The organism is Rhodococcus sp. NPDC019647, assembly GCF_044389235.1.
GTDB classification, from domain to species: domain Bacteria; phylum Actinomycetota; class Actinomycetes; order Mycobacteriales; family Mycobacteriaceae; genus Rhodococcus_F; species Rhodococcus_F oxybenzonivorans.
Genome location: NZ_JBIRXS010000016.1, coordinates 1 through 26,997, shown reverse-complemented (window position 1 = coordinate 26,997; position 26,997 = coordinate 1). Strand labels below are relative to the sequence as shown.

25 protein-coding genes are annotated in these 26,997 nt (G+C 66.2%); 6 read left to right on the top strand and 19 right to left on the bottom strand.

All coding sequences use genetic code 11. The features are described 5' to 3' along the window. Window positions 1-3 precede the first annotated feature (3 nt). Window positions 4-735 carry a DUF1353 domain-containing protein gene (locus ACH49N_RS24515; protein ID WP_358275214.1) on the top strand — a complete coding sequence of 244 codons (732 nt, stop codon included), beginning with the start codon at window positions 4-6 and terminating at the stop codon, window positions 733-735. Here the strand turns inward: ACH49N_RS24515 and ACH49N_RS24510 are convergent. Beyond that, on the bottom strand, window positions 732-1,481 hold the full coding sequence (locus tag ACH49N_RS24510; protein ID WP_159925803.1) for a DNA-formamidopyrimidine glycosylase family protein: 750 nt from the start codon (window positions 1,479-1,481) through the stop codon (window positions 732-734). The genes ACH49N_RS24515 and ACH49N_RS24510 overlap by 4 nt on opposite strands. A gap of 1 nt (window position 1,482) precedes the next feature. Beyond that, window positions 1,483-5,991 carry an ATP-dependent helicase gene (locus ACH49N_RS24505; RefSeq protein ID WP_358275215.1) on the bottom strand — a complete coding sequence of 1,503 codons (4,509 nt, stop codon included), beginning with the start codon at window positions 5,989-5,991 and terminating at the stop codon, window positions 1,483-1,485. Window positions 5,992-6,103: 112 nt separating this feature from the next. Here ACH49N_RS24505 and ACH49N_RS24500 point away from each other — a divergent pair, with 112 nt between their 5' ends. Further along, window positions 6,104-7,561, top strand: a complete 1,458-nt coding sequence (locus ACH49N_RS24500) for a DUF222 domain-containing protein (RefSeq protein WP_358275217.1) — start codon at window positions 6,104-6,106, stop codon at window positions 7,559-7,561. A gap of 27 nt (window positions 7,562-7,588) precedes the next feature. On the opposite strand, the gene ACH49N_RS24495 is transcribed toward ACH49N_RS24500, so the two are convergent. The 4 genes from ACH49N_RS24495 to ACH49N_RS24480 all read right to left on the bottom strand — a co-directional run bounded on the left by ACH49N_RS24495 (window position 7,589) and on the right by ACH49N_RS24480 (window position 11,596). Further along, window positions 7,589-7,732 (bottom strand): hypothetical protein, encoded by a 144-nt coding sequence (locus ACH49N_RS24495; protein WP_159925809.1) that lies wholly within the window; start codon window positions 7,730-7,732, stop codon window positions 7,589-7,591. Between the two features lie 88 nt (window positions 7,733-7,820). Continuing rightward, on the bottom strand, window positions 7,821-8,825 hold the full coding sequence (locus tag ACH49N_RS24490; protein ID WP_358275220.1) for an acyl-CoA dehydrogenase family protein: 1,005 nt from the start codon (window positions 8,823-8,825) through the stop codon (window positions 7,821-7,823). A gap of 30 nt (window positions 8,826-8,855) precedes the next feature. After that, window positions 8,856-10,373 carry an aldehyde dehydrogenase family protein gene (locus tag ACH49N_RS24485; RefSeq protein WP_358275222.1) on the bottom strand — a complete coding sequence of 506 codons (1,518 nt, stop codon included), beginning with the start codon at window positions 10,371-10,373 and terminating at the stop codon, window positions 8,856-8,858. After that, window positions 10,370-11,596, bottom strand: coding sequence for a 2-oxoadipate dioxygenase/decarboxylase family protein (locus ACH49N_RS24480; protein WP_358275223.1), 1,227 nt, complete (start codon window positions 11,594-11,596; stop codon window positions 10,370-10,372). The genes ACH49N_RS24485 and ACH49N_RS24480 overlap by 4 nt, the downstream gene beginning before the upstream one ends. A 30-nt stretch (window positions 11,597-11,626) precedes the next feature. On the opposite strand from ACH49N_RS24480, the gene ACH49N_RS24475 reads away from it, so the two are divergent. From ACH49N_RS24475 to ACH49N_RS24465, 3 genes are all read left to right on the top strand, one after another. Next, window positions 11,627-12,091 carry an Lrp/AsnC family transcriptional regulator gene (locus tag ACH49N_RS24475; RefSeq protein WP_358275225.1) on the top strand — a complete coding sequence of 155 codons (465 nt, stop codon included), beginning with the start codon at window positions 11,627-11,629 and terminating at the stop codon, window positions 12,089-12,091. Window positions 12,092-12,156: 65 nt separating this feature from the next. Next, complete coding sequence (lat, locus tag ACH49N_RS24470) at window positions 12,157-13,500, top strand: L-lysine 6-transaminase (RefSeq protein ID WP_358275226.1); 1,344 nt, start codon at window positions 12,157-12,159, stop codon at window positions 13,498-13,500. After that, on the top strand, window positions 13,497-14,285 hold the full coding sequence (locus ACH49N_RS24465) for a tyrosine-protein phosphatase (protein ID WP_358275227.1): 789 nt from the start codon (window positions 13,497-13,499) through the stop codon (window positions 14,283-14,285). Before lat ends, ACH49N_RS24465 begins: the two co-directional genes overlap by 4 nt. Here ACH49N_RS24465 and ACH49N_RS24460 read toward each other — a convergent pair. From ACH49N_RS24460 to ACH49N_RS24415, 10 genes are all read right to left on the bottom strand, one after another. Beyond that, on the bottom strand, window positions 14,249-14,581 hold the full coding sequence (locus ACH49N_RS24460; RefSeq protein ID WP_159927560.1) for a VanZ family protein: 333 nt from the start codon (window positions 14,579-14,581) through the stop codon (window positions 14,249-14,251). The two genes, ACH49N_RS24465 and ACH49N_RS24460, sit on opposite strands and share 37 nt — an antisense overlap. Window positions 14,582-14,583: 2 nt before the next feature. Further along, window positions 14,584-14,922, bottom strand: coding sequence for a hypothetical protein (locus ACH49N_RS24455; protein WP_159925821.1), 339 nt, complete (start codon window positions 14,920-14,922; stop codon window positions 14,584-14,586). Window position 14,923: 1 nt separating this feature from the next. Next, window positions 14,924-15,319, bottom strand: a complete 396-nt coding sequence (locus ACH49N_RS24450) for a DUF1707 domain-containing protein (protein ID WP_159925823.1) — start codon at window positions 15,317-15,319, stop codon at window positions 14,924-14,926. Between the two features lie 16 nt (window positions 15,320-15,335). Next, the gene (locus ACH49N_RS24445) at window positions 15,336-17,126 is read right to left on the bottom strand and encodes an acetyl/propionyl/methylcrotonyl-CoA carboxylase subunit alpha (protein WP_358275229.1); all 1,791 of its coding nucleotides are present in this window, start codon (window positions 17,124-17,126) and stop codon (window positions 15,336-15,338) included. 131 nt (window positions 17,127-17,257) lie between these two features. Then, window positions 17,258-18,634: a condensation domain-containing protein gene (locus ACH49N_RS24440; RefSeq protein WP_358275230.1), complete on the bottom strand. Its 1,377-nt coding sequence runs from the start codon at window positions 18,632-18,634 to the stop codon at window positions 17,258-17,260. 20 nt (window positions 18,635-18,654) lie between these two features. Then, window positions 18,655-19,071 (bottom strand): SufE family protein, encoded by a 417-nt coding sequence (locus ACH49N_RS24435; RefSeq protein WP_109331326.1) that lies wholly within the window; start codon window positions 19,069-19,071, stop codon window positions 18,655-18,657. After that, complete coding sequence (locus tag ACH49N_RS24430; RefSeq protein WP_358275231.1) at window positions 19,068-19,967, bottom strand: sulfurtransferase; 900 nt, start codon at window positions 19,965-19,967, stop codon at window positions 19,068-19,070. The genes ACH49N_RS24435 and ACH49N_RS24430 overlap by 4 nt, the downstream gene beginning before the upstream one ends. 91 nt (window positions 19,968-20,058) lie before the next feature. Then, window positions 20,059-20,484 carry a hypothetical protein gene (locus ACH49N_RS24425; protein WP_358275232.1) on the bottom strand — a complete coding sequence of 142 codons (426 nt, stop codon included), beginning with the start codon at window positions 20,482-20,484 and terminating at the stop codon, window positions 20,059-20,061. 36 nt (window positions 20,485-20,520) lie between these two features. Continuing rightward, window positions 20,521-21,963: a condensation domain-containing protein gene (locus tag ACH49N_RS24420; RefSeq protein WP_358275234.1), complete on the bottom strand. Its 1,443-nt coding sequence runs from the start codon at window positions 21,961-21,963 to the stop codon at window positions 20,521-20,523. Further along, window positions 21,963-23,444, bottom strand: coding sequence for a condensation domain-containing protein (locus tag ACH49N_RS24415; protein ID WP_358275236.1), 1,482 nt, complete (start codon window positions 23,442-23,444; stop codon window positions 21,963-21,965). The genes ACH49N_RS24420 and ACH49N_RS24415 overlap by 1 nt, the downstream gene beginning before the upstream one ends. Window positions 23,445-23,694: 250 nt before the next feature. Here ACH49N_RS24415 and ACH49N_RS24410 point away from each other — a divergent pair, with 250 nt between their 5' ends. After that, window positions 23,695-25,479: an MFS transporter gene (locus ACH49N_RS24410; protein ID WP_358275238.1), complete on the top strand. Its 1,785-nt coding sequence runs from the start codon at window positions 23,695-23,697 to the stop codon at window positions 25,477-25,479. Here the strand turns inward: ACH49N_RS24410 and ACH49N_RS24405 are convergent. The 3 genes from ACH49N_RS24405 to ACH49N_RS24395 all read right to left on the bottom strand — a co-directional run. Then, window positions 25,399-26,043, bottom strand: coding sequence for a nucleoside triphosphate pyrophosphatase (locus ACH49N_RS24405; protein WP_159925837.1), 645 nt, complete (start codon window positions 26,041-26,043; stop codon window positions 25,399-25,401). The genes ACH49N_RS24410 and ACH49N_RS24405 overlap by 81 nt on opposite strands. A 34-nt stretch (window positions 26,044-26,077) precedes the next feature. Further along, window positions 26,078-26,434, bottom strand: a complete 357-nt coding sequence (locus ACH49N_RS24400) for an acyl-CoA carboxylase subunit epsilon (RefSeq protein ID WP_358275240.1) — start codon at window positions 26,432-26,434, stop codon at window positions 26,078-26,080. Continuing rightward, a partial coding sequence (locus tag ACH49N_RS24395) for a carboxyl transferase domain-containing protein (protein ID WP_397504783.1) occupies window positions 26,431-26,997 on the bottom strand: 567 nt, incomplete at its 5' end. The genes ACH49N_RS24395 and ACH49N_RS24400, both read right to left, overlap by 4 nt.

Below are 26,997 nucleotides of genomic sequence, written 5' to 3'. Positions count from 1 at the left end.
AGCATGCCGTTTCAGGTATCAGCGGACGACCCGGCTCGTCCACAGCCGTCCCTTCGGGTGCTCGACCACAAATACTTTCAGCTCACCGACCACTTCGTGTACGTCCACGGTGAGACGGTGGTGACGGTGCCCGGTTGCGCGCCGGAGCCGTGTGTACTCCGGACCGACCTCGCCTCCGTGCCCGCGCCGCTCCGGGGACTGCTCGCTCCGTACGGCCGCCAGCTGCTTCCCGCGATCATGCACGACGATCTGTGTCACCATGCGGAAGCTCACGGAAAATCCGGCATGGCGCTACGCCGCCGGGCCGACGAGTTGTTCCGGACTGCGCTGCTCGACGAGGGCGTCGGACCGTTTCGCAGCCGGATCTTCTGGGTCGGGGTAGAGGTCGGGCGGATCTGGACTTTCACCACGTACACGAGGTTCCTGCTGATCGCCCACCACATCCTCGGAATGGTGTGCTGGGTGTTGGGAGTGCCGTGGGCGATCACCACCTCCCACTACCCAGCAGCGGTCGGCCTTCTCGCACTTCCGTGTGTCCTCTCACTCCTGTGGCGCAGGGACTTTCCCGTGGCACTGCTCGGATGCATACTCCTTCCGGTGGTCGCACCGACCTACCTACTGACGTTGGCGACCGCGGCAGTACTGTGGATACCGGACGTCACCGCCTGGCTGTTCGGCCGCCGAGTGACGCGCAAGCCTCCACCGCTCGGACCGCCGACCACGGTGTTGCGCTAGCGGTCGAACGGTGGCTGGCAGTAGGTGCAGAAAAAGATGTCCTGCTGCCCGAGTTCCCGGCTTCGGATCACCGTTCCGCACCGGCGGCAACGCTTGCCCGCGCGGCCGTACACCCACGGACGGTGCCGGACCGGATTGTTCTTGTCTGCGTGGATCATGCGATGGGCAAGCGCGACCATGGCCGGCAGGTTTGTCACCTCGCGCGCGGGAGTGTAGGGATCGACGCCACGGAGGAAGCACACCTCGTTTCGGTAGACATTGCCGAGACCCGCGAGGTTGCGCTGATCGACGAGGGCAACACCGATAGGTTGATCACCGGCCGCCCGGAGATTGCGGACGGCCGTGTCTGCATCCCAGTCCGGCCCGAGAAGGTCGGGCCCGAGGTGACCGACCGCGGCGGCTTCCGCACTCCGGTCGAGTATCTCGGTGATGCCGAGGGAGAAGCCCACAGCGACACGTTCTTCGGTGGCCAGCACGATACGGGCTTGATGGGCTGGGCGACGCCACCGTGCGTCCGCCCGGTAGATATGCCACGCACCTTCCATCTTCAGATGGGTGTGGATCGAGTACCCACCGACCCGGATGAGGAGATGTTTGCCACGGCTGACGACTTCGTCGACCTTCAACCCGGACAGGTCCACGGTGGCGTACCGCGGAACCCGCACATCACACGTGGTCAGTACGTGACCCTCGAGTGCGTCACGCAGCGAGTTGGCCGTGCGCCAGACGGTGTCGCCTTCGGGCATGTCAGGCTCGCAACCGGAAGCCGCGGGGCGTTGGCGCGAACCCCGCCTCGGTGAGAATCGGCGCGAAATCGCTGCCATGGATGGTCTCGCCGTCGACCTTCTCCACGACGATTCGGTCGATTCCCCCACGTTTGACCACTCCGGCGAGAGCAGACGCCGCAGTGCGTAGTACACCGGGATCGTCGGTGAACGTCAGAACTGTTCGCCCGCCGCGTTCTACGAACAGGATCAACTCGCCCTCGACCAGGACCACGAGGCCGCCTGCCTTGCGCCCGGGGCGATGACCTGGTGCGTCGTCGCCGCGCTTGGGCCATGGCAGCGCCGCACCGTACGGGTTGGCGGGGTCGCTGGCGGCGAGTGTCACGGCGGGCAGCAACGTGTGCCGGCCCTCCAGCGAATCACCGTAACTTCGCAACCGGTCCACGACATGGGGAGTGGAGAATTGTGCGCCGCCGAGCGACTCGACGAAGTGCCCACGGCGGCACCGCCCGTTGTCCTCGAAGGTGCCGAGCACCTTGTACATCAGAGCAAATCCACCCGGAACGTTCTCGGTCGTCACGGATCCGCGTGTCACCACGCCGTAGCGTTCGAGGAGAAGTTCGGCAGTAGCGCTGGCACGCAGGGTGGCATCCCTCTCGGCGCCCGGAAGAATCGACCACCGGCCGCCGACGGTGGGCGGCGCCGTGCGAACCGGGGTCGCGAGGCTGCGGTACGCACGGGCGCGCGGTGGGCGCCGCGGCGAACGGTGGCTGGTGGTGGTTCTCGACGTGTCCGAGAGGAGAGCACGCAATGGGGCGAGGGTGTCGTTGCCGATGTGCCCGAGCCACACGAGATCCCACAGAGCAGTGGCCAATGCACTGTCCTCGGACATCTCCAGCGTGTCGGCGAGCTGACGGAAGAAGTACGCACCGCCGCCGGACAGCGTGTCCAGGATCCGACGCTGCAGGTCGGACAGATCCGACTCGGCGGGGGTCGTCAGCGTCAGGGGGGCGGTGTCGGCCGGGTGGAGACACACCCACCCGTCCTTTCCCGAAATGTTTCCTGCGCCCGACCACAACACCTCTCCGGTGGAGGTCAGTTCGTCGAGCATGGCGGGGGAGTAGTCGGCGACGCGGGACGGCAGAATCAGCGACTCGAGCGCCGACGCGGGAACCGGCACGCCGGCAAGCTGTTCCACAACCGTGGCGACTCCGTCGATTCCGCGCAGAGTGCCGCCGACATGTTGCCAACTCGGGAGGAAGCGGCCCAGGGTGGCAGTGCTGACGGGCTCCACTTCCTGGCGGGCTGCAGCGAGTGAACGCCTGCGGAGGCGACGGAGGACCTCCGAATCGCACCACTCACTACCGGAGGCACCGGGGCGGAATTCCCCTTCCATGACCCGCTTTTCCGAGGCGAGTCGTTGCAGAACGTCGCGGGCGACAGCGGACCCGATGCCGAAGCGCCCGGCTGCATCGCCGAGCGAGAATGGTCCGTGGGTGCGCGCGTATCGGCTGAGCAGGTCACCGAGTGGGTCGTCGACGGGTTCGATGAATGCGGCCGGCGTACCGATGGGCAGCGGAACACCCAGTCCGTCTCGCAGGCGCGCGGCGTCCTCGATCGCCGTCCACCAGTGGGCACCGGCGAAGGAGACGGCGAGCGCACGCTTGGCGCGAACCAGCTCGTCCAGCCACGGTGTGGGATCCTGCGTCGAGCGTGCGGTGACCTCCTCCGTGGTGAGTGGGCCGAGAATTCGGAGCAGGTCGGCCGCGCCTTCGAGGTCTTTCGCCTTGCGGTCCGGGAGAAGGCGTTGCAATTCCAGCTCCGCTTGCGTGATGACATCGGCGTCGAGAAGTTCGCGCAGCTCGACACGGCCGAGCAGTTCTGCGAGTAGGGCAGAATCGAGGGACAGGGCGGCGGCCCGGCGTTCGGCCAGCGGGCTGTCGCCCTCGTACATGAATTCACCGACATAGTTGAACAGCAACGCGCCGGCGAAGGGCGACGGTGACTGTGTCTCGACCTCGACGATGCGGATCTGCCGCCGCGCCATCCGGCGGAACAGATCCTTCAGCGCCGGAAGGTCGTACACATCCTGCAGACATTCGCGCACGGTCTCGAGCAGAATCGGAAACGTCGGATACTTGCGGGCGACGTCGAGGAGCTGCGCCGAACGTTGACGCTGCTGCCACAGCGGCGCCCGTTTTCCAGGATTGCGGCGCGGCAACAGCAGAGCGCGAGCGGCACATTCACGGAACCGCGAGGCAAACAACGCAGACCCGCCCACCTGTTCGGTGACGATGTCCTCGATCTCGTCGGTATCGAAGGCGAAGAGGTCTGCCCCTGGCGGTGTGTCCTCCGTGTCGGGAAGGCGGACGATGATGCCGTCGTCCGATGCAGTCGCGTTGGAGTCGAGACCGTGGCGCTCGCTGAGCCGAGCACTGACAGCCAGAGCCCACGGTGCGTGCACACGCTGTCCATAAGGTGAGTGCAGGATCAGACGCCAGTCGCCGAGCTCGTCGCGAAATCGCTCGACCACCAGGGTGCGATCAGTGGGAACCTGACCGGTGGCGGTCTTCTGTTCGTTGACCAGCTGAACCAGATTGTTCGTGGCATTGTCGTCCAGACCTCCTGTGAGGCACCGTTCCTTCACCTCCGTTTCGTGGCCGAGCGAAATCTCCCGGAGGAACTGTCCGAGCGCCTCACCGAGTTCCGCCGGTCGGCCGAGGCCGTCACCGTGCCAGAAGGGGAGACGGCCGGGCTGACCGTACGCCGGGCTGACCAGTACCCGATCGAAGGTGATGTCCTCGATCCGCCAGCTGGTGGCACCGAGCGCGAAGACGTCCCCGACCCGAGACTCGTACACCATCTCCTCGTCGAGTTCGCCGACCCGAGAGGCTTTTTCGCCCACCATGTAGACGGTGAACAGTCCGCGATCGGGGATGGCACCCCCCGAGGTGACCGCGAGACGTTGCGCGCCGGGACGACCCGTCAGTGTGTTGGCTTCGCGATCCCAGACGAGCCGGGGGCGCAGTTCCGCGAACTCGTCGGAAGGATACAGCCCTGCCAGCAGGTCGAGCGTGGACTCGTAAGCCGAGCGCGGCAAAGAGGCGAAGGAGCCACTGCGGCGGACCGTCTCGAACCAGTCGTCGACATCGAGCGGTTCGAGTGCGGTGGCCGCAACGGTGTGTTGAGCGAGGATGTCGAGTGGGTTGGCCGGCACCGCGAGTGCTTCGATTTTGCCGGTCACCATGCGTTCGACGGTGACGGCGCAGTGAATCAGGTCGGTGCGGTGCTTGGGGAACACGACACCACGGGAGATCTCCCCGACCTGGTGTCCGGCGCGGCCCACACGTTGCAGGCCGCTCGCCACCGAGGGCGGAGCCTCCACCTGGACCACGAGATCCACTGCGCCCATATCGATTCCGAGTTCGAGGCTGCTCGTCGCGACGACACAGCGGAGCCGTCCGGATTTGAGGTCGTCCTCGATGAGGGCTCGTTGATCCTTGCTGACCGAACCGTGGTGAGCCCTCGCGAGCAGAGGGTCGGCGCCGAAGTTGACCTCGGAAGGGGCGCCGATCTGCGAGGCGGGCTTCGGGTTTTTGTCGACGTCGGCGCCACTACGCTCGGAATAGATTTCGTTGAGTCGTGCGGTAAGTCGCTCCGCGAGCCGCCGCGAGTTGGCGAACACGATGGACGATCGGTGTGCGAGGACGAGATCCACGATCTGTTCCTCGACGTGTGGCCAGATCGACCCGGCCTGCGGAGTCGACGATGCCGAGCCCTCGGCAGGCTCGGCGAGACCCAGCTCCGTCATGTCCTCGACGGGAACCTGAACGGTCAGGTCGAACGTCTTCGGTGACGGCGGAGCGACGATCCGAATCGGCGCCGAACCGGAGAGGAAGCGTGCCACTTCTTCGTGCGGGCGCACCGTCGCCGACAGTCCGATGCGCTGCGCGGGGGTGTCGAGGAGCCGGTCGAGTCGCTCGAGCGACAGTGCCAGGTGCGCCCCACGCTTGGTTCCTGCGACAGCGTGCACTTCGTCGACGATCACGGTATCGACCCGGGTCAGCGTCTCCCGCGCCGACGAGGTGAGCATGAGGAACAGCGACTCGGGGGTGGTGATGAGGATGTCCGGCGGATTCTTGATCAGCGCGCGGCGGTCGGCGGGCGGGGTGTCGCCCGAGCGGACACCGACCGAGATCTCGGGCGGTGTCAGGCCGAGCCGTTTCGCTGTCTGGGTAATGCCGACCAATGGGGCTCGCAAATTGCGTTCGACGTCCACGCCGAGTGCCTTCAGCGGTGAGATGTACAGAACCTTGGTGGACCGGTCCTTCTCGCCCGTCGCCGCGAGCTGGTCGAGGGACCAGAGGAAGGCCGAGAGGGTCTTGCCCGACCCCGTAGGTGCGACCACCAGCGTGTTGGCGCGGCTGGCGATCGACTCCCAGGCGCCGAGCTGCGCGTTCGTCGGCGCGGGGAAGGCGCCGTCGAACCACTCCCTGGTGGCGGCAGAGAACTTGCCGAGGACTTCGGTCACCGTTCCATAGTGCACCGGAGGTCCGACAGACACCGCACGTCTGCTCAGAACGGCCAAGAGGGCGAGAGTGCGCCTGGAGAAGTGTGTCGGAGCGATGAGATAGGTTTCGCACATGAGTTCGACTGGGGGGTCGGCGGAGAGCCGGGTGGCGGGGCAGCTGTCGCTGCTCACCGCTGCGGTGGACGGGTTGCTGGGCGCTGACGTGGTGGGGTTGTCGGACGCCGAGGTGGTCGACGCGATCAGGAACCTGGAACGCGCCCTTCGCCGCGCCGGTGCGGTGTCGCACAGGCTGGTTGTGGAGAGCGTGGAACGGTCCCTGCCCGCATCCTTGGGCTACCGTTCGCCCCACAAATTCCTCGTCGACGTCCTGCGAATATCCGCGGCCGACGCATCAGCCCGGGTCAGCGCGGCCCGCCAACTGGGGGTGTGGCACGCCTCGACCGGAGAATCTCTCCCGGCCGCTCTACCGGATACCGCGGCCGCGCAACGGAACGGCGACATAGGTGCCGATCATGCCCGAGCCGTGTCGAGAATTCTGCGCAAAATCCCGCACGCGGTCGACGCCGACGACACCAAGGCCGCGGAATCGACTCTCGCGCGAGTGGCTTGTGACGGGACGCCCGAGGACGTCGAGCAGGCGGGGCACCGACTTCTCGCGTATTTGAATCCGGACGGGAATCTCGGCGACGACATCGACCGCACCCGCCGCCGGGCACTCACCCTCGGCCGGCAGGACACGGAACTGATGTCGCGAATCTCCGGTGAACTCGACCCCACGGCGCGGGCACTTCTCGATCCGATTCTCGCCAAGTGGGCGCGACCGGGCATGAACAATCCGGCCGATCCATCCTCGCCCACCGGCGATGCCGAGCACCCCACTGTGGATTCGGACGTTCTCGCCGCCGCGGCCGCCCGGGACACGCGCACCACGGCGCAACGCAACCACGACGCGTTCAGTGCCATGTTTCGAGCCGTGCTGGAATCAGGAATCCTCGGCCGGCACCGGGGTCTGCCTGCCACCACGATCATCACCATGACGCTCGAGCAACTCGAGAGGGCGATCGGAGGGGTTGCCACCACAGCCAGCGGGGGCCTTCTACCGATCGAGGATGCGTTGGCGCTGGCCGAGCAGGCCCACCCGGTCTTGGTGTTGTTCGACCATGACGGCCGTCCCCTGCATCTTGGACGCCGCCGACGTCTGGCCAGTGCGGATCAGCGGCTTGCGTTGATCGCCGCCGACGGCGGATGCACCCGCCCCGGATGCGCGACGCCGGCCAGCATGTGCGCGGTCCACCACGTCACGGACTGGCAGAAAGGCGGTACCACCGACATCGACGGCCTCACTCTCGCTTGTGATGGCTGCCATGCTCGGGTCGACGACAGCGCCGCCGGGTGGGTCACCAGGACTGCTGAGGGTCGATATCCCGGTAGGACCGAATGGATTCCGCCGCCGCACGTCGACCCCGACCGAAGGCCTCGCATCAATCATCGCCATCATCCCGGCGAGTTGATCGACCACGCACGGCGTGAAATGCGTGCACCACGAGAAGGGGATGATGCTGTGCCGTAGCGAAGTTGTGGCCGCTGCCAAGCTTGGTCAGGTGAGGTCGGAATCTGCGGACGCCGGCGCGAACGGCCACGGCACTTCGACCGTGTCGGGCGGCTGCGCGGCCGCCGCGGCATACGCACCGATGACGCACGCGAGCAACACCACTGCCACTGCGCGGACGATCCTGAACACGTTGACTCGCTTCGGTCGGAGGGGGCCCGGCTTCGCGGGGCAATCGTCAGACCGTAGACGAACGTACCGACACGTCGGAGTGGGACGGTCAGTCGCGGCTCAGGCGTTCCAGCAGTGCGGTTTTGATTGCAGGACGTCCGGCGGCGACCAGAGTGAAGGTAGCTTCGCGCACCAACCGCTCGGCGGTATTGCCCGCGATCAGAGCGGAGCTGCCCTTGGCGGTGACGAGCGCCGTCGCGGTCCGCACGGCGAGTTCGGATGCCCGTGCCCGCGCGTCGGCGATGTCTGCCCTGCCCTCCAGTGCCGCGTTGAGGTCGAGTCGTGCTCTTGCAGCTTGCTCCTCGAACGGGTCCGAATCGACTCCCAGCGTTTCGAGTTCGCTGATCGCGCGGCGGGTGATGCCCATGGCCATGCACCCGTTGATCCAGGAGCCGAACAGTTGGCTCTTCGCGAAGTCGTCGGGCGAGACGACGGCGCTAACCAGTTCGCCTGGCACTGCGAGGCCGTCGAAGGTGAGGCGAACGGTGTTGGAACCGCGGGCGGCGATCAGCGGTAGGTCTGCTGCGGTGAGTCCGCGAAGCGGTTGGGCGGGAATGATGACGTGCACGATGGTGTCGTCGAACTCGTCGCGGGCCGAAACCTGAAGCAGATCGACGATGCCCCAACCGGTGACGAACGGTGCGACGCCGTCCAGCACGTACCCGTCCTCGACCCGGCGCGCCCACAGCGTGGGTGGTACCGGAATGGCTCCGGCCAGCGCGACTCCGGCTCGCACGGTGCCGTCGACGAGCCCGTCGAGGTACCGTCCCTGCAGGGTGGTGTTGGGTGAGGCCGCGAGACCGGCGACCACTCCGTGATGCTGCATCCACGTGAAGGCAGTCGCGAGGCACCCGCCGCACAAGGTTTCCAGTACATCGACCAGGACGGACGGTGTCACGCTCTCGTCGTCAGGCGCTGCGAGACCGTAGAAACCGTCGGCGGCCAAAGTCTCGAAATGGCTGTCGGGGATCTCGCCATCGGCATCGACGCTGTCCGCCACCGGGAACAGGACGTTCTCGGCGATCTCTCGCGCCATTTCGGCCCAGTTGCTCACGTCCCGAGCGTAACCGCTCCACCGGCGCGATCAGGTGAACTCGACACCCTGCGCGAGCGGCAATTGGTCGGAGTAGTTGACGGTGTTCGTGGCGCGACGCATGTAGGCCTTCCAGGCATCGGATCCGGATTCCCGTCCGCCGCCGGTGTCCTTCTCTCCGCCGAACGCCCCGCCGATCTCCGCCCCCGACGTGCCGATGTTGACGTTGGCGATGCCGCAGTCTGAACCGTCCGCGGCGAGGAACCGTTCGGCCTCACGCTGGTCTGTGGTGAAGATGGACGACGAAAGCCCCTGCGGGACTTCGTTGTGCATCGCGATGGCCTGGTCGAATGTGTCGTAGGTGAGGGCGTAGAGGATGGGCGCGAACGTTTCTTCCCGCACCACCGATGTTTGTGCCGGCATGCGTACCAATGCGGGGGAGACGTAGTAGGCGGCGCTGTCCGTCCCGCGACGTTCGCCGCCACAGATTACTATCCCGCCGTCGGCGCGAGCCTTGTCGAGGGCCGTCTGCATGGCGTCGAATGCCTGCAAGTCCACGAGGGGGCCGACGAGGACGCCGTCGTCGAAGGGGTTTCCGACCGTCAATGTTCGATAGGCCGCGGAGATCCGGTTCAGCAGCTCGTCCGCGATGGAGGAGTGCACGATCAACCGGCGCAGCGATGTGCAACGCTGACCTGCAGTCCCTGCAGCCGAGAAGACGATGCCGCGCACAGCGAGGTCGAGATCGGCTGACGGGGCCACGACTGCGCCGTTGTTGCCGCCCAATTCCAGCAGGCTCTTGCCGAAACGCGCGGCGACCCGCGGTCCGACGGCGCGGCCCATCCGCACAGATCCGGTGGCACTGACCAAGGCGACCCGGGCGTCGTCCACCAGTTGCTCGCCGACGTCCACGGATCCCTGCACCAGTGCGTGCAGGCCCGTGGGCGCTCCCACATCGTGTGCGGCCTGCGCCAGCAGGGCGTCGCAGGCGATCGCCGTCAGCGGAGTCTTCTCCGAGGGCTTCCATACCACGGTGTCCCCGCACACCAACGCTATCGCCGTGTTCCAGGACCACACCGCGACAGGGAAGTTGAAGGCGGAGATCACACCGACGACACCCAGCGGATGCCAGGTCTCCATCAAGCGGTGCCCCGGACGTTCCGATGCCATCGTCCTGCCGTACAGCTGCCGGGAGAGACCGACGGCGAACTCGCAGATGTCGATCATCTCCTGCACCTCGCCCCGCGCCTCGGAGGGAATTTTTCCGGCCTCGAGGGTGACAAGTTCCGCCAGTTCGCGTTTGTGTTCTGTCAGTAGCTGTCCGAGCCGCCGCACGATGGCACCGCGCTGGGGTGCCGGAACCGAGCGCCACGTGAGAAAGGCCTCGTGTGCCGCGGAGATCGCCGCGTCGACGTCGTCGGCGCTACTCGTGTCGACCGTCCGCAAGTCGGTTCCGGTGATGGGGCTTCGGGCCACGAGTGCACCGCTGGGAGCACCGATGTCGGCACCGCACCTGATCAGTGCTTCCTCGGCGCGTCGGCGCAACTCCTCGGGGTCGGGAACGTTCACGATGCTGTCCTCTCTCGGGATCTGTCCTGCTGCTCCTGATAGAGCGCGAACGGGTCGTGCACGGCCCGGCCGAGTGTCTCGGCGAGCCAGGGTAGGTGGTACCGGGCGCCGCAGTCGACCTCGGCGCGGGTGCAGGCGTCTTCCGTCGGAGCAGGGAGGAAGTCTTCGTAGACGATCGGTTCGGCGATGTGCCGGTCACCCTCGCGCCGATACGTGAAGTACGTCATCCCTCGACTGTCGAGTTCGGCTTCGGTGCGTGGGAACCGGCGGTCCCACTCGGCCGCGTCGGCGTCCGCGGCAGCCAACCGGTCGTAGAGCTCGCGTCCGGGAGGCGTCAGGGCGAGGCCACGAGCCTCGGCCCCCGCGAACCTTTCTCCCACGACTGCTCCGACGCCCGAGATGAACCGGTGGGGCTCCGACATCGCACGGAACGAGGTCTGACGGAGGAGAACGGCGGGCCCACCCCACCCGGAAGGGCCCTGCATGCCGTCGACCATCGTGAAGCCCAGCGCCCGCATGCGGCGGCTCAACTCGTCGATGTCCAACACGCGGGGCCTGAGGGCGTGGATATGGGTGCCGGCGCTTGCGCCGACCTCCGCGGCGACCGGCGACACCGCTTCGAGCTCGGAGTACCACCCCTTGTCGACCGGTAGTTCCGTCCGCGCCAACACCGTGGTCGCGAGTGACACGAACCGCTCGGCCGAGGGAGCAGTCACACCTCCCTCCTCGGCGGCGAGCGCGGCGAGATGCAGCAGCTCCGTCGGGAAGAGCGACCGCCCGGCGAAAAACCTTTCGAGGCGTGCGTGTAGATCGGCGTCGAAGAACCGGTGATCCGCAGTCGTGAGCACCGAGGTGAAAATGCCGAACGGGTTGTGGTTCAGTTCGAACGAGTCGATCGGACGGAAGGCGGTCCCGACGACGGGTACAGGGGTGGCGGCATCGCGCAGGTCGTAGAAGCCGACGGGGTGCATCCCGAATCCGGCAAACAGTATCGCGGCCTGACGCAGTTCTGCGGCACTACCCAAGCGGATCGCGCCGTGCAGCTCCGCGGTGACTCGATCGAGGCTGCCCCATCGCTCCGCCTCCGCGGGCTCGCGTTCGGCGAAATCGGCGTTGACCTCTCCGGTCACCTGTCGGAGCGTGGTGTAAGTCGGTACCTCACGGCCGTACATCACCGACAGTGCACGGGCGAACCGGGTTCGGAGCTCCCACGTTTCAACCATGACGCACCTCCGCTGGGCTAGCCTGCGCTGGTGGTGGAATCTTCTCGCAGCGACACACCCCATACTCCTCTCGACGACATCGATCGGGTTCTGATGCAGGAGTTGGTTGCCGACGGCCGTGCGACCCTGGCGACTCTCGCCGAGAAGGCGGGATTGTCGATTTCTGCGGTCCAGTCCCGGGTCCGCAGGCTCGAAGCCCGAAAAATCATCCGCGGGTACACCGCGAAGATCGACCCCGAAGCGCTGGGCCATGGTTTGTCGGCGTTCGTCGCCATCACCCCTCTCGATCCGTCTCAGCCGGATGATGCGCCTGCCCGTCTGCGCCACTTGCCCGCCATCGAGGCGTGTCATTCGGTGGCGGGGGACGAAAGCTACGTTCTTCTGGTGCGGGTGGCGTCCCCCCGGGAGCTCGAACATCTCCTTCAGGAGATCCGCGCTACCGCCAACGTACACACCCGCAGCACGATCATCCTCCAGACATTTTACGATAGCTAGTGGGATCACCGTATGTTTTCTCGGTTGACACGCGTATGGCAGGAAATATGACGTAATCTCTCGATATGAGCACAGCGATTCGATTTCCCGGCGGCGGGGGCGAGTTGTCCGCCGACCAGGTCCAGGACGTACTGCGTGCACGCATTCTGGTCGATGGTTTCGACCTGGTGCTCGATCTCGAGCAGTCTCGGGGAACGCACCTCGTGGACGAGCGGGACGGAACGGATTACCTCGACATGTTCGGGTTCTTCGGTTCATCCGCGCTCGGCATGAATCATCCGGCTCTGGCGGAGAGCGACGACTTCCGCGAGGAGCTGGTGGAAGCGGCGATCAACAAGCCGAGTAACTCGGACATCTACACGGTGCCGATGGCGCGCTTCGTCGACACTTTTTTCCGCGTACTCGGGGATCCCGCACTGCCGCATCTCTTCTTCGTCGACGGCGGTGCCCTCGCGGTCGAGAATGCGTTGAAGGTCGCCTTCGATTGGAAGAGCCGATGCAACGAACGCCGCGGTATCGACCCCGCGCTCGGAACGAAGGTATTGCATCTGACCGAGGCTTTCCACGGCCGAAGCGGATACACGATGTCGCTGACGAACACCGAACCGGGGAAAGTAGCGCGATACCCCAAATTCCAGTGGCCGCGGATCGACGCTCCCTACCTGTCCGAGGGACGCGACGTCGAGGTGGCCGAGCGCCGTGCCCTGGAACAAGCGCGGCGCGCGTTTGCCGACAACCCCTCCGACATCGCATGTTTCATTGCCGAACCCATCCAAGGCGAAGGAGGCGACCACCATTTCCGGCCGGACTTCTTCCAGGCGATGGAGCAGTTGTGCCGCGAGAACGATGCCCTCGTCGTTCTCGATGAAGTGCAGACCGGGTGTGGACTGACCGGAACCAACTGGGCGTATCAGCAACTGGGTGTTCGCCCCGACGTCGTGGCATTCGGCAAGAAGACCCAGGTGTGCGGAATCATGGCCGGTGGCCGGGTGGACGAGATCCCGGACCACGTGTTCGCAGTGAGTTCCCGCATCAACTCCACCTGGGGTGGCAACCTCACCGACATGGTGCGGTCGCGCCGGATCCTCGAGGTCATCGAGGACGATCGCCTGGTGGACCGCGCCCGGTTGACGGGGGCGCACCTTCTCGAGCGGCTCCGCCGGCTGGCCGCGGCAGTGCCAGAGATCACCGAGCCGCGTGGTCGCGGTCTGATGTGCGCGATCAGCCTGCCGACGACATCGCGGCGGGACCAAGTGGTCACGGCACTGCGAGAGCGCGAACGGGTACTTGTTCTCCCGACAGGTAAGTGCGGGATACGGTTCCGTCCTCCGTTGAACGTCACTACCGCAGAACTCGACGCCGCAGTCGATGCGCTGGGCCGAGTGGTGGGCGGTACCGTCGACGGATGACCCCCATTGCGCTCACCTCCGTGCCCAACCTCAGAGACGTCGGCGGATATCGGACAGAGAGTGGGGCCAAGGTGCGCACCGGCGTGTTATATCGCTCGACCGATCTCAGTCGGGTAGCGGACTCAGACATGCCGCTACTCGCGGACCTCGGAATTCGGACCGTCTACGACCTCCGTACCGCCGACGAACGCGAAGTCGCACCCGACAAGCTGCCGGACGGGGCCCGAGCAGTTGCCCTGGACGTTCTCGCCGACAAGGGGATCCGATCGATCCCCGCGCAGATGCTCCAGGTGATCGCCGACCCGATGATTGCCGAACGTGAACTCGGCGGCGGCCGGGCGATCGAATACTTCGAGGGCAGCTACCGGGATTTCGTATCGATGCCGAGCGCGGTGTCGTCGTACCGGGAGCTCTTCCGGGACCTTGCGGCGGATGACAGCACACCCGCCCTCGTGCACTGCACCACCGGCAAAGACCGGACGGGATGGGCTACCGCAGCCCTGCTGCTGTTGCTCGGTGTCAGTGAAGAGGACGTGTTCGACGACTACCTGCTGACCAATGAACTTCTACTGCCGTCCTTCGCCGGGGTCTTCGAGAAGTTCACCGATGCAGGTGGAGACCCCTCGCTGCTCGAGCCGGTGCTCGGTGTACGCCGGCAATATCTGGAGGTGTCCCTCGCCACGATGCGGACGTCATTCGGAACAATCGAGGGTTATTTCTCCGACGGCCTGGGCCTCGACGCGGAGCGTCAGGCGTTGCTCCGGGAGCGCATGACTGCGGAGTGAACGGCGAGGCCCAGTCCTACACCTAGCGTGTCCGCAAGCAGATCCCACACGGATCCGTGTCTCCCGATCGGCAGAATGCCCTGCAGGATCTCTGTGACCACAGCGAAGGCTGTGAGCCACAGCACCGTGACCCGAACCGGTAGCAGTGCGTAGCGGGAGGCGCCTGCGAGCGCCGCGAACAGCAGGGCGTGCACCACCTTGTCGGCGTGTTCGGGACCCGATGGCGTCGCCGACGCCGGCGACAGCAGCATGATCAGCGCCAACCCAGTGAGCGCGACTACGGGAACGGACCGCATCGTCACCGCTGGACCGTCAACCCCAACGCGCCCTCCGCGAAGCGTTGTACGGCATCGGCGCCACTGGCAAGGGCGGCGTCGTGCCCGCTCCGAGCCCATCCGGTGAGCACCGCGGTATCACCCGATCGAGTCAGCCCGACCTCGGCCAGCATCTCACCGGTGTTGGGTTGACAGATCGCCCACGAATAGTGCTCGTCGCTCGACCACTGCGCGGTCCGTCGGGCGATGTAGTCGGCGTCGTCGATACCGCCGTCGGCGAGGGCCGGCCGGTCGTCGACTCGTTCATCCGCGCGGAGTGCCCGCAGATACCAGCCGCCGGCATTGACTTCGACCGGTTCCATGTCAGCGATCCCGCTCGCGGTCGTTCCGCATCCCGAAAAGGATTGCTCCGCCGGCCGGGATCATCAGAAAGAACAGCCAGCTGTTGTCGACCGGGACGACGAAGAACAACACGAGCGCCACCAATGGGATCACCGACATCACGATGCGACGCCAGTTGTGGTCACCGTCGGGTTTCGTCGACGTGGGGCGAGCTGTGGCCGGGGCGGCGACGGCGGGAGTCGGGAGGTCTGCGAACACCCGATCGAGCTCGCCGCGGGTGGTCGCCCCGGCCACTGTGGCACTGCGCTCGTCGAACTCGACGACCGTCAGGCGGCCGGCCGCGAAATGTTCGCTCAGCAGGTCGAGGGCCTGCTCACGTTCGGCCGTGCCGATACGGATGTCGGGGAGGTCGGACATGCGAGTGATCTCGGACCTATTTGAGTTCGGCGAGGACGGTGCCTTGGGTGATGGCGGCGCCGGGTTCGACGGTCAGGCCGGTGACGATGCCGGCCTTGTGGGCGTTGACGGGGTTTTCCATCTTCATGGCCTCGAGGACGGCGATGAGGTCGCCCTCGGCGACTTGTTGGCCTTCCTCGACGGCGACCTTGACGACGGTGCCCTGCATGGGGGCGGTGACGGCGTCACCGGACGCGGCGCCGCCGCCGGCGCCGCCGCGGGTGCGGGCCTTCGGCTTCTTCCGGACGGCACCATTACCACCGGTGGTGGGGGCGCCGAGGCTGAACTGGCCGGGCAGGGACACCTCGACGCGGCGGCCGCCGACCTCGACGACCACGTTCTGCCGGGGCCCGGAGTCGTCCTCGTCGACCGGTTGGCCGCCGGTGAACGGTTCGATCTGGTTGTTCCACTCGGTTTCGATCCACTTGGTGTAGACGTCGAAGCCGGTGCCGTCGCCGATGAACGCGGGGTCGGAGACGATGGCCCGGTGGAACGGGATGACCGTGGCCAGCCCCTCGACCTGGAATTCGGCGAGGGCGCGGCGGGCGCGGGCGAGGGCCTCGTCGCGGGTGGCGCCGGTGACGATGAGTTTGGCGAGCATCGAGTCGAACTGGCCGCCGATCACCGATCCGGTTTCCACGCCGGAGTCCATCCGCACACCGGGGCCGGTGGGCGGGACGAACTTGGTGACCGGGCCGGGGGCGGGCAGGAATCCGCGGCCGGCGTCCTCTCCGTTGATCCGGAACTCGAAGGCGTGCCCGCGGGGGGTGGGGTCCTCGAGGATGTCGAGTTTCTCGCCGTTGGCGATCTTGAACTGTTGCAGCACCAGGTCGATGCCGGCGGTTTCCTCGGTGACGGGGTGTTCGACCTGCAGGCGGGTGTTGACCTCGAGGAAGGAGACGGTGTCGCCCTGGACCAGGTATTCGACGGTGCCGGCGCCGTAGTAGCCGGCCTCTTTGCAGATGGCCTTGGCGGAGGTGTGGATGCGGTTGCGTTGGTCGTCGGTGAGGAACGGGGCGGGGGCCTCCTCGACGAGTTTCTGGAAGCGGCGCTGCAGGGAGCAGTCGCGGGTGCCGGCGACGATGACGTTGCCGTGCTGATCCGCGATGACCTGGGCTTCGACGTGGCGGGCCTTGTCCAGATATTGTTCGACGAAGCATTCCCCGCGGCCGAACGCGGCGACGGCCTCGCGGGTGGCGGAGTCGAACAGTTCGGGGATTTCCTCGATGGTGTGCGCGACCTTCATGCCGCGGCCGCCGCCGCCGAACGCGGCCTTGATCGCGACCGGAACCCCGTATTCCTTCGCGAACGCGACGACCTCGTCGGCGCTCTTGACCGGGTCCTTGGTGCCGGCGGCCATTGGGGCCTTCGCTTTTTCGGCGATGTGGCGGGCGGTGACCTTGTCGCCGAGGTCGCGGATCGATTGCGGGGAGGGGCCGATCCAGATCAGGCCGGCGTCGATCACGGCCTGGGCGAAGTCGGCGTTCTCGGAGAGGAAGCCGTAGCCGGGGTGGATGGCGTCGGCACCGGACTTGGCGGCGGCGTCGAGGATTTTGTCGAACACCAGATACGATTCGGCGGAGGTCTGCCCGCCCAACGCGAACGCTTCGTCGGCCAGGCGCACGAACGGGGCATCGGCGTCGGGTTCGGCGTAGACCGCGACACTGGTGTACCCGGCATCGGCGGCGGCCCGGATCACCCGCACTGCAATCTCACCGCGGTTCGCGACGAGCACCTTCGTGATGTGCGCGCTGGCATGACTGGGCACTGAGCCTCCTGTGGTTCATGTGGTCGGTCGCCGCGGTGGTTCCGTGAAGTCGCACCAGCGGCGGGATACGGGCATCACTTCGGAGTCTAAGCACTGAACCGAACGCGGTTGTCACCGGATCGAGATTTCCGTCAGGGCTTCAGCGACACTTCGCGCCCTACCGACGGGTAGGTTACTGCAACCTGTTCTAGTTGCCGCCGAAGGCTCGCCACCCAGGTGTGGACGCTCGCCGCAGCGATGTCGTTGCCCGGATATCGGACCGCCAGATTGACTCCCAAAGGTGTGCGATTGATCCATGCATAGACATCGTGGGTGTATTGCCGGCTTCGCAGCGCCCGGGCATTGCGGTCGACCCACTGGCCCGCATCCGGGACGAATCGGACGTCCATGTAGGAGACGACGAAGCGAGGCCGGATGGGGAGGTGGAGTTCTCGCTCGATCCGGTCGAACGGGACGACGGCGATCGGCTTGGTCCGGGCCGTGCTCGCTTCCGCGGCGCGGGCCACCTCCCCGAACTCGTGGGAGGGGAGCTCGAAATCGACCGGGCTGAGCCCGACGAACCATCCGAGCGCCGACGCCCACTGGGGCGCATGCCGGGTGTGGACCGGTGTGATGGTGCGGAAACGTTGCTGCCCGGCGACTTCCGCGCCTGCCAGGCCCAAGCACGCCAGGAGCCCGGAGAAGAACCCCACATCGGCGTCTCTGCAAGCCATAGAGAAGGCCGCTGCCTGATCGGCGTCGAGAATCCAGGCCGACAGGTTCTGCTGCGCATCGTGTGTGCGCGGCCCGATCTCGAGAGGGAACTCCGGCAGTCCTCGATCGGCGAGAGCACCCCGCCACACGTCGAGTGCCTCGCGCTGCACGTCGGCGTCGGCGGGTGACTCCCGCTCGTCCCGCCCGAAATCGACGTAACTTCCGACCGGAAACAGGTTGGCGGCGCGGCCCGACAGAATTTCTTCGTACAGCGCCGTCAACTCGTGCGCGACCAGCACGATCGAGAACCCGTCGATGATCGAGTGGTCGGCAGCGAAGAACACGGTGAACCGATCGCGCTCCACCGGTTCGAGCGTCGCGAACACATAGGACGGCCAGCTGTGCGGAGACGCGTACTCGTCGAACAGTTGCTGGAGGTGGGCGAAGTTGTCACCGCCCGCAGCGTCGTAACCGTGGCTGATGACGCCGATGTGTAATCCGCCGGCCGGCACTGTGCGCCGTCGGATGGTGTCGTGGGCGGGATCGAACGAGGTGTGTGAGCGCAGCACCTCGTGCCGGTCGGTCCACTTCTCGAGTGCCGACTGAAAAGCGGCGACATCGAGGCGGCCCTCGATCTCGAAAGCGGTCCCGAGCCAGGACTCACGCCCGTCGGCAGCGGCGCAGCGGCGCAGGTGCGCCTCGTGGATGTACGACGCCGGGCGTGGATCGTCGATCCACGCCGAGCGCGCACACGGCAACCACTCGGTGAGTGCTCCCACGGGTATGGGGTAATCGGCGAGTTCTGTGAATTCCATAGGCTGTCGTCTAAATCTGCCTAGCCGCGCAGATGCCGCTTGATGCGTGCGAGCATCGCGGACATGCCGCGCAACCGGAGCGGGCTGACGGCGTCGGCCAGCCCGAGGGCGGAGTAGAAGTCGTCGGGTACGCCGAGGATGGTGGCCGTGCTGTGGCCGTCGAGACCCTGCTGGAGGATCGACGCGAAACCGCGCGTCGTCGGCGCCTCCGGGGGCGCGCTGAAATGCAGTCGCACGTGCTCGGGATCGGAACTGTCTACCGACAGGAACAGCGGCGACTGGCACTCCGGAACGGGCTCCATGGCGTCCTGCTCGAGTTCGGCGGGCAGAGGTTGCAGTTCACGGCTGAACTCGAGCAGCAGCTGCAGCTTGTCGGAACCGTCGACGGCAGCGAAGTCGTCGACGATCTCGGCAAGCGAATCGGGCATCAGGGTCATGACGACGAGCCGGGGACCTCGCCCGGCTCCTCACCCCTGACGATGGGAACGCGCACGGTGTTGCCCCATTCGGTCCACGATCCGTCGTAGTTGCGGACCTGCGGGTAACCGAGCAGGTGGGTGAGCACGAACCAGGTGTGACTCGAGCGTTCACCGATTCGGCAATACGCGACGATGTCGTCGGCGGCGGACACGCCGCTGTAGATCTCGTTCAATTCCGTGCGGGAGCGGAAACGACTGTCCGGTGCCGCCGCCTTGGCCCACGGAATGCTCTGCGCACTCGGGATGTGACCGCCGCGCAGTGCGCCTTCCTCCGGGTAATCGGGCATGTGTGTGCGCTCGCCGGTGTATTCCTGTGGTGAACGCACGTCGATGAGCGGGCCCTTGCCGAGGTGGGCGAGCACGTCGTCCTTGAACGCCCGGATCGGGGCGTCGTTGCGTTCCACCACCGGGTAGTCGGTGGGTGTGATGTCGGGTACGTCGAATGCGGTGTCCCGGTTCTCGGCGATCCACGCGTCGCGGCCACCGTCGAGGAGGCGGACGTCCTCGTGCCCGAAGAGGGTGAACACCCACAGCGCGTATGCGGCCCACCAGTTGCTCTTGTCGCCGTAGATCACGACGGTGTCGCCGCGGCTGATGCCCTTCCGGCTCATCAGTTCCGCGAACTTCTCGCCATCGATGTAGTCGCGGGTGACCGGATCGTTGAGGTCGAGGTGCCAGTCGACCTTCACGGCGCCGGGGATGTGACCGACGTCGTAGAGAAGGACGTCTTCATCGGACTCCACCACCTTGAGGCCGGGCGCTCCCAGATGTGCGTTGAGCCACTCCGTCGACACCAGCCGTTCGGGGTGGGCGTACTCGGCGAAGGAGGGCGTGGGATCTGGCGCTACGGGCACGGGCGGGCTCCTGCGGGATTGGACGACGGGGCAGACTCGGTGGGACGAAAGCCAATTCTAGGCCGACGGCTCGAGTTCGTCCGAACGGCGTTCACAGTAACCGTCCGGGGGTTGGCCGCAGCGCGTTCGGCATGCGTAGATTCGCCCCGTGAACGGAGGTTTCATGCCCGACATCTCGACCCGTGCCGACCTGGAGTTGCTGCTGCGGCACTTCTACGCACGGGCGTTCACCGATCCGATTCTCCGAACAGCGTTCGACACACTCGCGACCGTCGGACTCGACGACCATCTGCCCGTGATGTGCGACTTCTGGGAGTCGGTCCTTCTGGGGTCCGGCAGCTACCGCGGCGGCGTCCTCGCCGTCCACCGCGCGCTGCACGGTCAGCACGGGTTCACCGACCGGCATTTCGACCGATGGGTCGAGCTGTGGACCGCCAGTGTCGACGACCTGTTCGGCGGCGAGGTCGCATGCCGTGCACGGGTGCGAGCGGTCGACATCGCGCTGACCATGCGGCAACGCATTCTCGATCCGTCCGAGCGAGCTGGGCAGGCGTCAGATGACGGGAGTGCCCTCGAGGTGCAGCTGGGTGGTCAGTTCGGCGATGGGTGCGACACCGTTCTCGCAAATGTTCAGCATGATCTCGCGCAGCCGTTCGAGGAAGTCGGTGACCGCACGCCTTGCCGTCGGGGTTTCGGGGAATCGGGAGCGCAGCGCAAGGCCCCTCCCTGTTCGTGAGATCCAGAATTGTGCGTCGTCGGCCACCGTCACGTTGCTGATGTGGTGGGCGTTCAACTCGTCGTGATCGTCGGTGCCCGGGAGTCGGCGGTAGTCGATGTAGGACACCATGAACACGTCCGTCCGGGCTCGCCGGTACGCGTCGCCGAGCGATTCGCGGACCTGGGCCATCGTGACGCCCTTCAAGGTCAGGGCGGTGCGGAAGGACGCATGCGTGTGCGCCAGCGAGGACTGGAAGTCGCCGTCGGGAGTCACCTCCACGGTCAGGGGGGCACTCGTCGTGAGCCATCCGAGTGCGTTTGCCCACTGCGGGTCCTGGCGAATGTGCAGCGGAAACTGCAGCGGCATCCGGGATGTGCCGTTGATCGACTGGACAGCCAACCCCATCGCGGTAAGCGTGCCGGTGAACAGACTTCCGCCGGAGTCGAAGCAGATCTCCTCGAAGCGTTCGGCGTCGGCGGTGCCCAATAGTGGGCGGACGTCGGCGCCCTGCGGTGCAGGCTTGCCGGCTTCGACACCCAGGTCCAACGGGAAACTCGGCGCGGTGCCACCGCACCGCTCGTAGAACCGTGCCCATTCACGAACCCGGGGGTCACCCAGCTCGGTGACCGGTGTCTCGGCCTCGAGTTCGCAATACCGCAGGAAGCTGCCGGGATCGCCGAGTCCCTCGGTCAACTCCGCCGCGGTGATGTCGCGGGACACGCTGTGCGACAACAGCTTCTGATAGATCTGTCGGAGTTCACCCAGCGCAATGACCAGCGAGTAGCCATCGACCAGAGTGTGATCGAAGGCACTGACCACGGTGTAGTGGTCGTCCCGCTCGATGGTCGCAAAGAGATACGCGGGAAACGTCAACGGGTCGCAGGCCTCGGTGAAGCGGCGTCGCAGATGGTCACGAAGCTCGTCTGGTGACGACGTGAGCACCGGATCGGTGGCGACCACCGAGGCGAGGGCAGGGTCGAGATCGACCCGCATCAACACGTCGGAGGTGACATCGAACCCGGTCTGCAGGGTGTCGTGACGCCGGATGAAGTGAACGAGCGCGAGTTCCAGGGCCTCTTTGTCGAGCCGGCCCGGAAGATCGAAAGCCGCTGCCATCCATACACTCCGGCCGATACCGTGGGTGCGCGCCGTGTCGAGGTGGAATTGCTGGTTGTAGGACGGCGGCACCGCCGATTGCGACACCACCCCCGGGTCCACGGACCATTCGGTCACGATGCCGGGTTCGAGCATGTACTTGTCGATGGACGTGACGTGCACTAGCGCACCCCCTCCGGCGAGCGGTAATCACCCTCGCGGGCTACCGTTTTCATGATGGTCGACAGGCGTCCTGCATAGGCGGCGACGGAGCGATGTGCTTCCGGGGTATCGGGATGGGAGATGGCCATCCACGTTCCTTCGAGGACCCGGTTGATCCAGATGGAGGCGATCTGGGTTGCTTTCCCTCCCACGATGCCGGTGGCGCGGGTGGACGAGAAGTTCTCGGTGTCGGGCAACCTGCGTCCGTCGATGTACGACACGATCGGGGGAGGCGTGAGTGTCGTGTGCTGTGACAGGGTGCCGGGGCCCGAGGCGGCCAGCACCGTGTCGATCACCTGTTGCACCGAGACTTCGCCGAGAGTCTTCCCTGAGCGATATGCCTCTTGCGCGCGCTGCGCGAGCCCGGAAAACGTGGTGGCGCCGTCCAATTCGAATCCGACCGGAACAAGATTGATGAACCACCCCTGTGACCAGTAGAACTGCGGATCGTTGCGGGTGGTGACCGGGGAGAGCGCCATGTAACGGTCGCGTCCGACGAGCTCGTGCTCGGTGATGGCCAGCGCCGCGAATACACCACCGATGAAGTTGGCACCATTGGCCTTGCACGCGACCCCGAACAGTTCGCAGTCCCGTGCGTCGGCCAGCTCGAACCGGCTGCCGATGGCCGGCTTCGGCGCGTCGGACGCTCCGAGGTCGAGGGGGAAGCTCGGGAAGCTTCCTCCGTTACGGGTGAGGTGGCCGATCCAGCCGTGCACCTCCGGAGACGCCATCGTCAACGTCGCGGCCTTCTCACGCTCGCGCCGACTGTAGTCCACGTAGCTGCCGGGGTCCGGCAATTCCGGCTCCACGCCGTCGAGTTCGGCCTGGTAGATCATTCTCGTCTCGGCGAACATCAGGATCATCGACTGCATGTCGGTGTGCGCATGGTCGATCGCGTGGAAGAGAGTAAAGCTCTCCTCGGCGTCGGGGGCGTCAGTCGCGTAGTGCTCTACCGCACCGAATACAAAGGCCGGCCAGGCGAGTGCACTGGTGTCGTTCGCGAAGCGCGCCGCGACGTGGTCGCGTACCTGCTCAGGCCTGTCCAGAACGGCGCCCTCGGCTGGGGCGAGGTTGATGGACTCGGCCGGAACGACGTGTTGCCGAATGGGATTCGTCGTATCCGTGGGATCTGCTGCTGGGTCGGCGAACGAGAACCAGCTGTGGAGGGTGTCGTGCCGCAGAACGTACCGCTCGAGGGTTCGCGTCATGGCGGCCATGTCGAGTCTGCCGGGGAAATCGAACGCGATACCGATCCAGGGGGATTGCGTCTCCCCGTTCTGCGCGGCGAGTCGTGCCCGCCTCAGGTGTCGTTCCTGCATGGTGGTCGGCAGGGCAGGGTCGACCGGGGCCTGCGCAGCCGCTCGTGCACTTATGTCCGTGACTTTCCACTCGACGACCCTCCCAGGCTGTGGTGTCCAGTGGGTGATCAAGTTCAAGTCCATCGAGCGGCTCCTGAGGTAGTCGAATGTCGAGGTGTGCGAGTTCGGTCGTGCACGCGCGTCTCGCAACAGGATGCGGCACTGAGTGCCTTACCGCGAGAGGTAACGGAGTACGGAGATTGATTACAGGTCGGTTCCAGTCCAGTCAAGTGTCGATCAAACGCCCCCTACGCTGCAACTTCCTGGCGTAATATCTCGGTTTTTTGAACTACCTCACAACCCGCGGCACACTTCGGGCTACTAGCCTGTGCGGATGCCTGTGACACAGCATGAAATCCCCGACCGCAGAGAGCTCGGTCGATGGGCCCCGTGGCTGGGTCTCACCACCAGTCTCGCTGCCGTGTTCATGCAACTCCTCGACGCCACGATCGTCAACGTCGCGCTGCCGAGCATCGCGGTCGACCTCGGCGCTTCGGTGTCTGCCCAGCTGCTGATGGTGAGCGTGTATACCCTCTCGTTCGCATGTTCGCTGATCACGGCCGCTCGGTTGGGTGATCTGCTCGGCAGGCGCCGGGTCTTCCTCACCGCTCTGGCCGTGTTCGTTCTCGCATCCCTGCTCTGCGGGCTGGCACAGACGCCGATGGAATTGGTCCTGTCGCGGGCCGGGCAGGGCCTGGCTGCCGGATCGATGTCTGCCCAGACCTTCGCCATCATCTCGGGCCTGTTTCCCCAACGTGCCCACCCGCGGGTCTTCGGTATCTACGGAGCGATCATCGGGCTTGCGACGATCTCAGGTCCCCTCGTCGGGGGGCTTCTCATCCAGTGGGATCTGCTCGGTTGGGGGTGGCGCCTCATCTTCTTCGTGAACATCCCGCTCGGCATCGCCGCGCTGGTGCTCGGGTACTTCTATCTCGTCGACGCCAAGGCTGACGGTGTCCGGCGACTCGACGTGGGCGGCGCCGTCCTGTCGGCGGTGGGCCTCTTCCTGCTCATCTTCCCGCTGGCGGAGGGACGCGAGCGGGACTGGCCGACCTCGATCGTGGTGATGCTGGCCTGCTCGGTGCCGGTGCTCATCACCTTCGTCGTGTACGAGTGGCGTCTCGGGCGCCGGGGTGGTGACCCGGTGCTGCGGGTGGAACTGTTCGCCGATCGTGCGTTTTCGATCGGCGCCGTCATCGCCTTCGTATTCTTCGGGACACTTACCTCGCTGATTTTCACCATCTCGCTCACGCTCCAGTTCGGCTTCGGATTTTCGCCGTTGCGCGCGGGGGTGATGACGTTGCCGTGGGCGTTGGGTACGGGTCTCGCCGCGCTGACGTCTTCGGTGGTCTACCGGCGAATCGGCAACCTCGTACTTCCGCTGGGGATGCTCCTGTTCGCGGGCTCGCTCGTCGTGCTGGCCGCTCAGTTACAGCACGAGGGAACCGATCCACGGTGGGGGGCCTTGGCAGGTCCGTTGTTCCTGGGAGGTGCCGGGCTCGGGTTGTTCGTCGCCCCGCTGCAGACGGCGATCCTCGCCACTGTGCGACCGGACAATGCGGGCTCGGTGTCCGGGTTGCTTCCCACGGTCCAGCAGGTAGGCAGTTCCCTCGGCCTCGCCCTGATCGGGGTGGTGTTCTTCAACCTGGTGGCTACGCAGTCGTCGGAGGCTGTCCAGGCGGAGAGATCTTCCCTCACCGCGGAACTGGTACGGGTCGGTGTGCCGGCGCCCCTCGTTCCGCGGGCCGAGGAGACCTTCGTGCGGTGTGCCACGGACCAGCTCGGGTCGACCTCGCCGATGAAGGTGCCTGACGACTGCCGGTCGCTCGGGTCGGGAAGCGCTACGGCCTTGGGTGCTTCGGGGCAGCAGATCGCAGATTCCGCCCTGGTCGCCGCCCGAGAATCCACGCGTGCGGCGGCGGGTGAGGCCTTCCTGCAGGCGGAGCGGCGCATCCTGTGGATCATCTCGGCGGTGGCCGCGGCAATCGGCGTGGCGTCGCTCACCCTTCCGCGGCGGAACCGGCAGGGCGAAGCAGAGTCAGGCGGTACGGCCCGACGTCGCCCACAACTCGGCGATACCGACGCCCACCTGGCCGAGCAGAGTGCGCACGAGGGGTAGACCGATCCCGATCACGCTCGACGGATCACCGTCGATGCGCTCGACGAACCAACCACCGAGACTGTCGAGTGTGAACGCGCCCGCAACCTGCAGGGGCTCTCCCGTGGCTAGGTACGCCTCGAGGTCGGAGTCCTCAGGGCTGGCGAAGTGAACCACCGTGGCGCTCGACTCGTATGCGTCGCCGATCACGGAGCCGTTCACCACCCGCAGAACACTGTGCCCGGTAAGCAGGGTCGCGCTACGGCCGGCCATGGACGCCCAGCGAGAGCGCGCCACTTCGACCGACCCGGGTTTGCCCTGCAACTCGCCGTCGAGCAGCAACATGGAGTCGCATCCGACCACCACGAAGTCGGAGAGGCCCTCGCTCGTCAGGCCGGGCAGCACATCCTTCGCCTTGGCGCGGGCCAGTTCGGTGACGACGTGCTCCGGGGGCGCCTCGGCACCGAGTGCCGCGATGAGCGCGTCCTCGTCGACGCCGGACACCCGGACGATCGGCTCGACCCCGGCGCTGCGCAGCACAGCGAGCCGCGCCGGGGAGGCCGAGGCAAGTACGAACGCCGTCACAGTTGGCGCCTCACGACCACCGGCAGCGTCACCGTCAACGCCGGGATGCCGACACATTCGGGAACGCGTACGGCGAGAAGGGCGCCACACTGCGGTGCATACGCGTGGGAGCGCCCCAGGACTCCGGTGGCAGATGCGAATCGGGGTTTCCGCTGCCGCTGTTCGCGGCGGCCGTCAACACGATGACCAGGGCCGCGATCTCCTCATCGGTGGGCGAGCCCTTGATCACCGTCACGAAGGGTTCGGTGGCGGCGGCACCCGGTTCCGCACCGGGCAACAGCGTGGTGTCCGCGTCCGCGAGGGCGGCCTCGGCGGCGGAACCGTTGACCGACGACCTCTCGGCAGCCGTGTCCGAACCGTTCTCCGTGCGCTCTTCAGTGAAAGCGGTCATAGGGGGATGTTCCCATGCTTCTTGGGCGGGAGGGTGACCATTTTGCGTTCGAGGAGGCGCAGGGCGGCCACGATCTGTCCGCGGGTGTGGGAGGGCGGGATGACGGCGTCGACGTAGCCGCGTTCGGCGGCGACGTAGGGGTTGACGAGGGTGTCTTCGTATTCGCGTTGCAGTTGCAGGCGCAGTGCGTCGACGTCGTCGCCGTTCTTGGCGGCCTCGAGGAGGCGTTTGCGGTAGACGAACCCGACGGCGCCGGAGGCGCCCATGACGGCGATCTGGGCGGTGGGCCAGGCCAGGTTGACGTCGGCGCCCATGTGTTTGGAGCCCATCACGTCGTAGGCGCCGCCGTAGGCCTTGCGGGTGATCACGGTGATCTTCCCGACGGTGGCCTCGCCGTAGGCGTAGAGCAGTTTCGCGCCGCGGCGGATGATGCCGTTGAACTCCTGGTCGGTGCCGGGCAGAAAGCCCGGGACGTCGACGAGGGTGATGATCGGGACGTTGAACGCGTCGCAGGTGCGCACGAAGCGGGCGGCTTTTTCGGAGGCGTCGATGTCGAGGCAGCC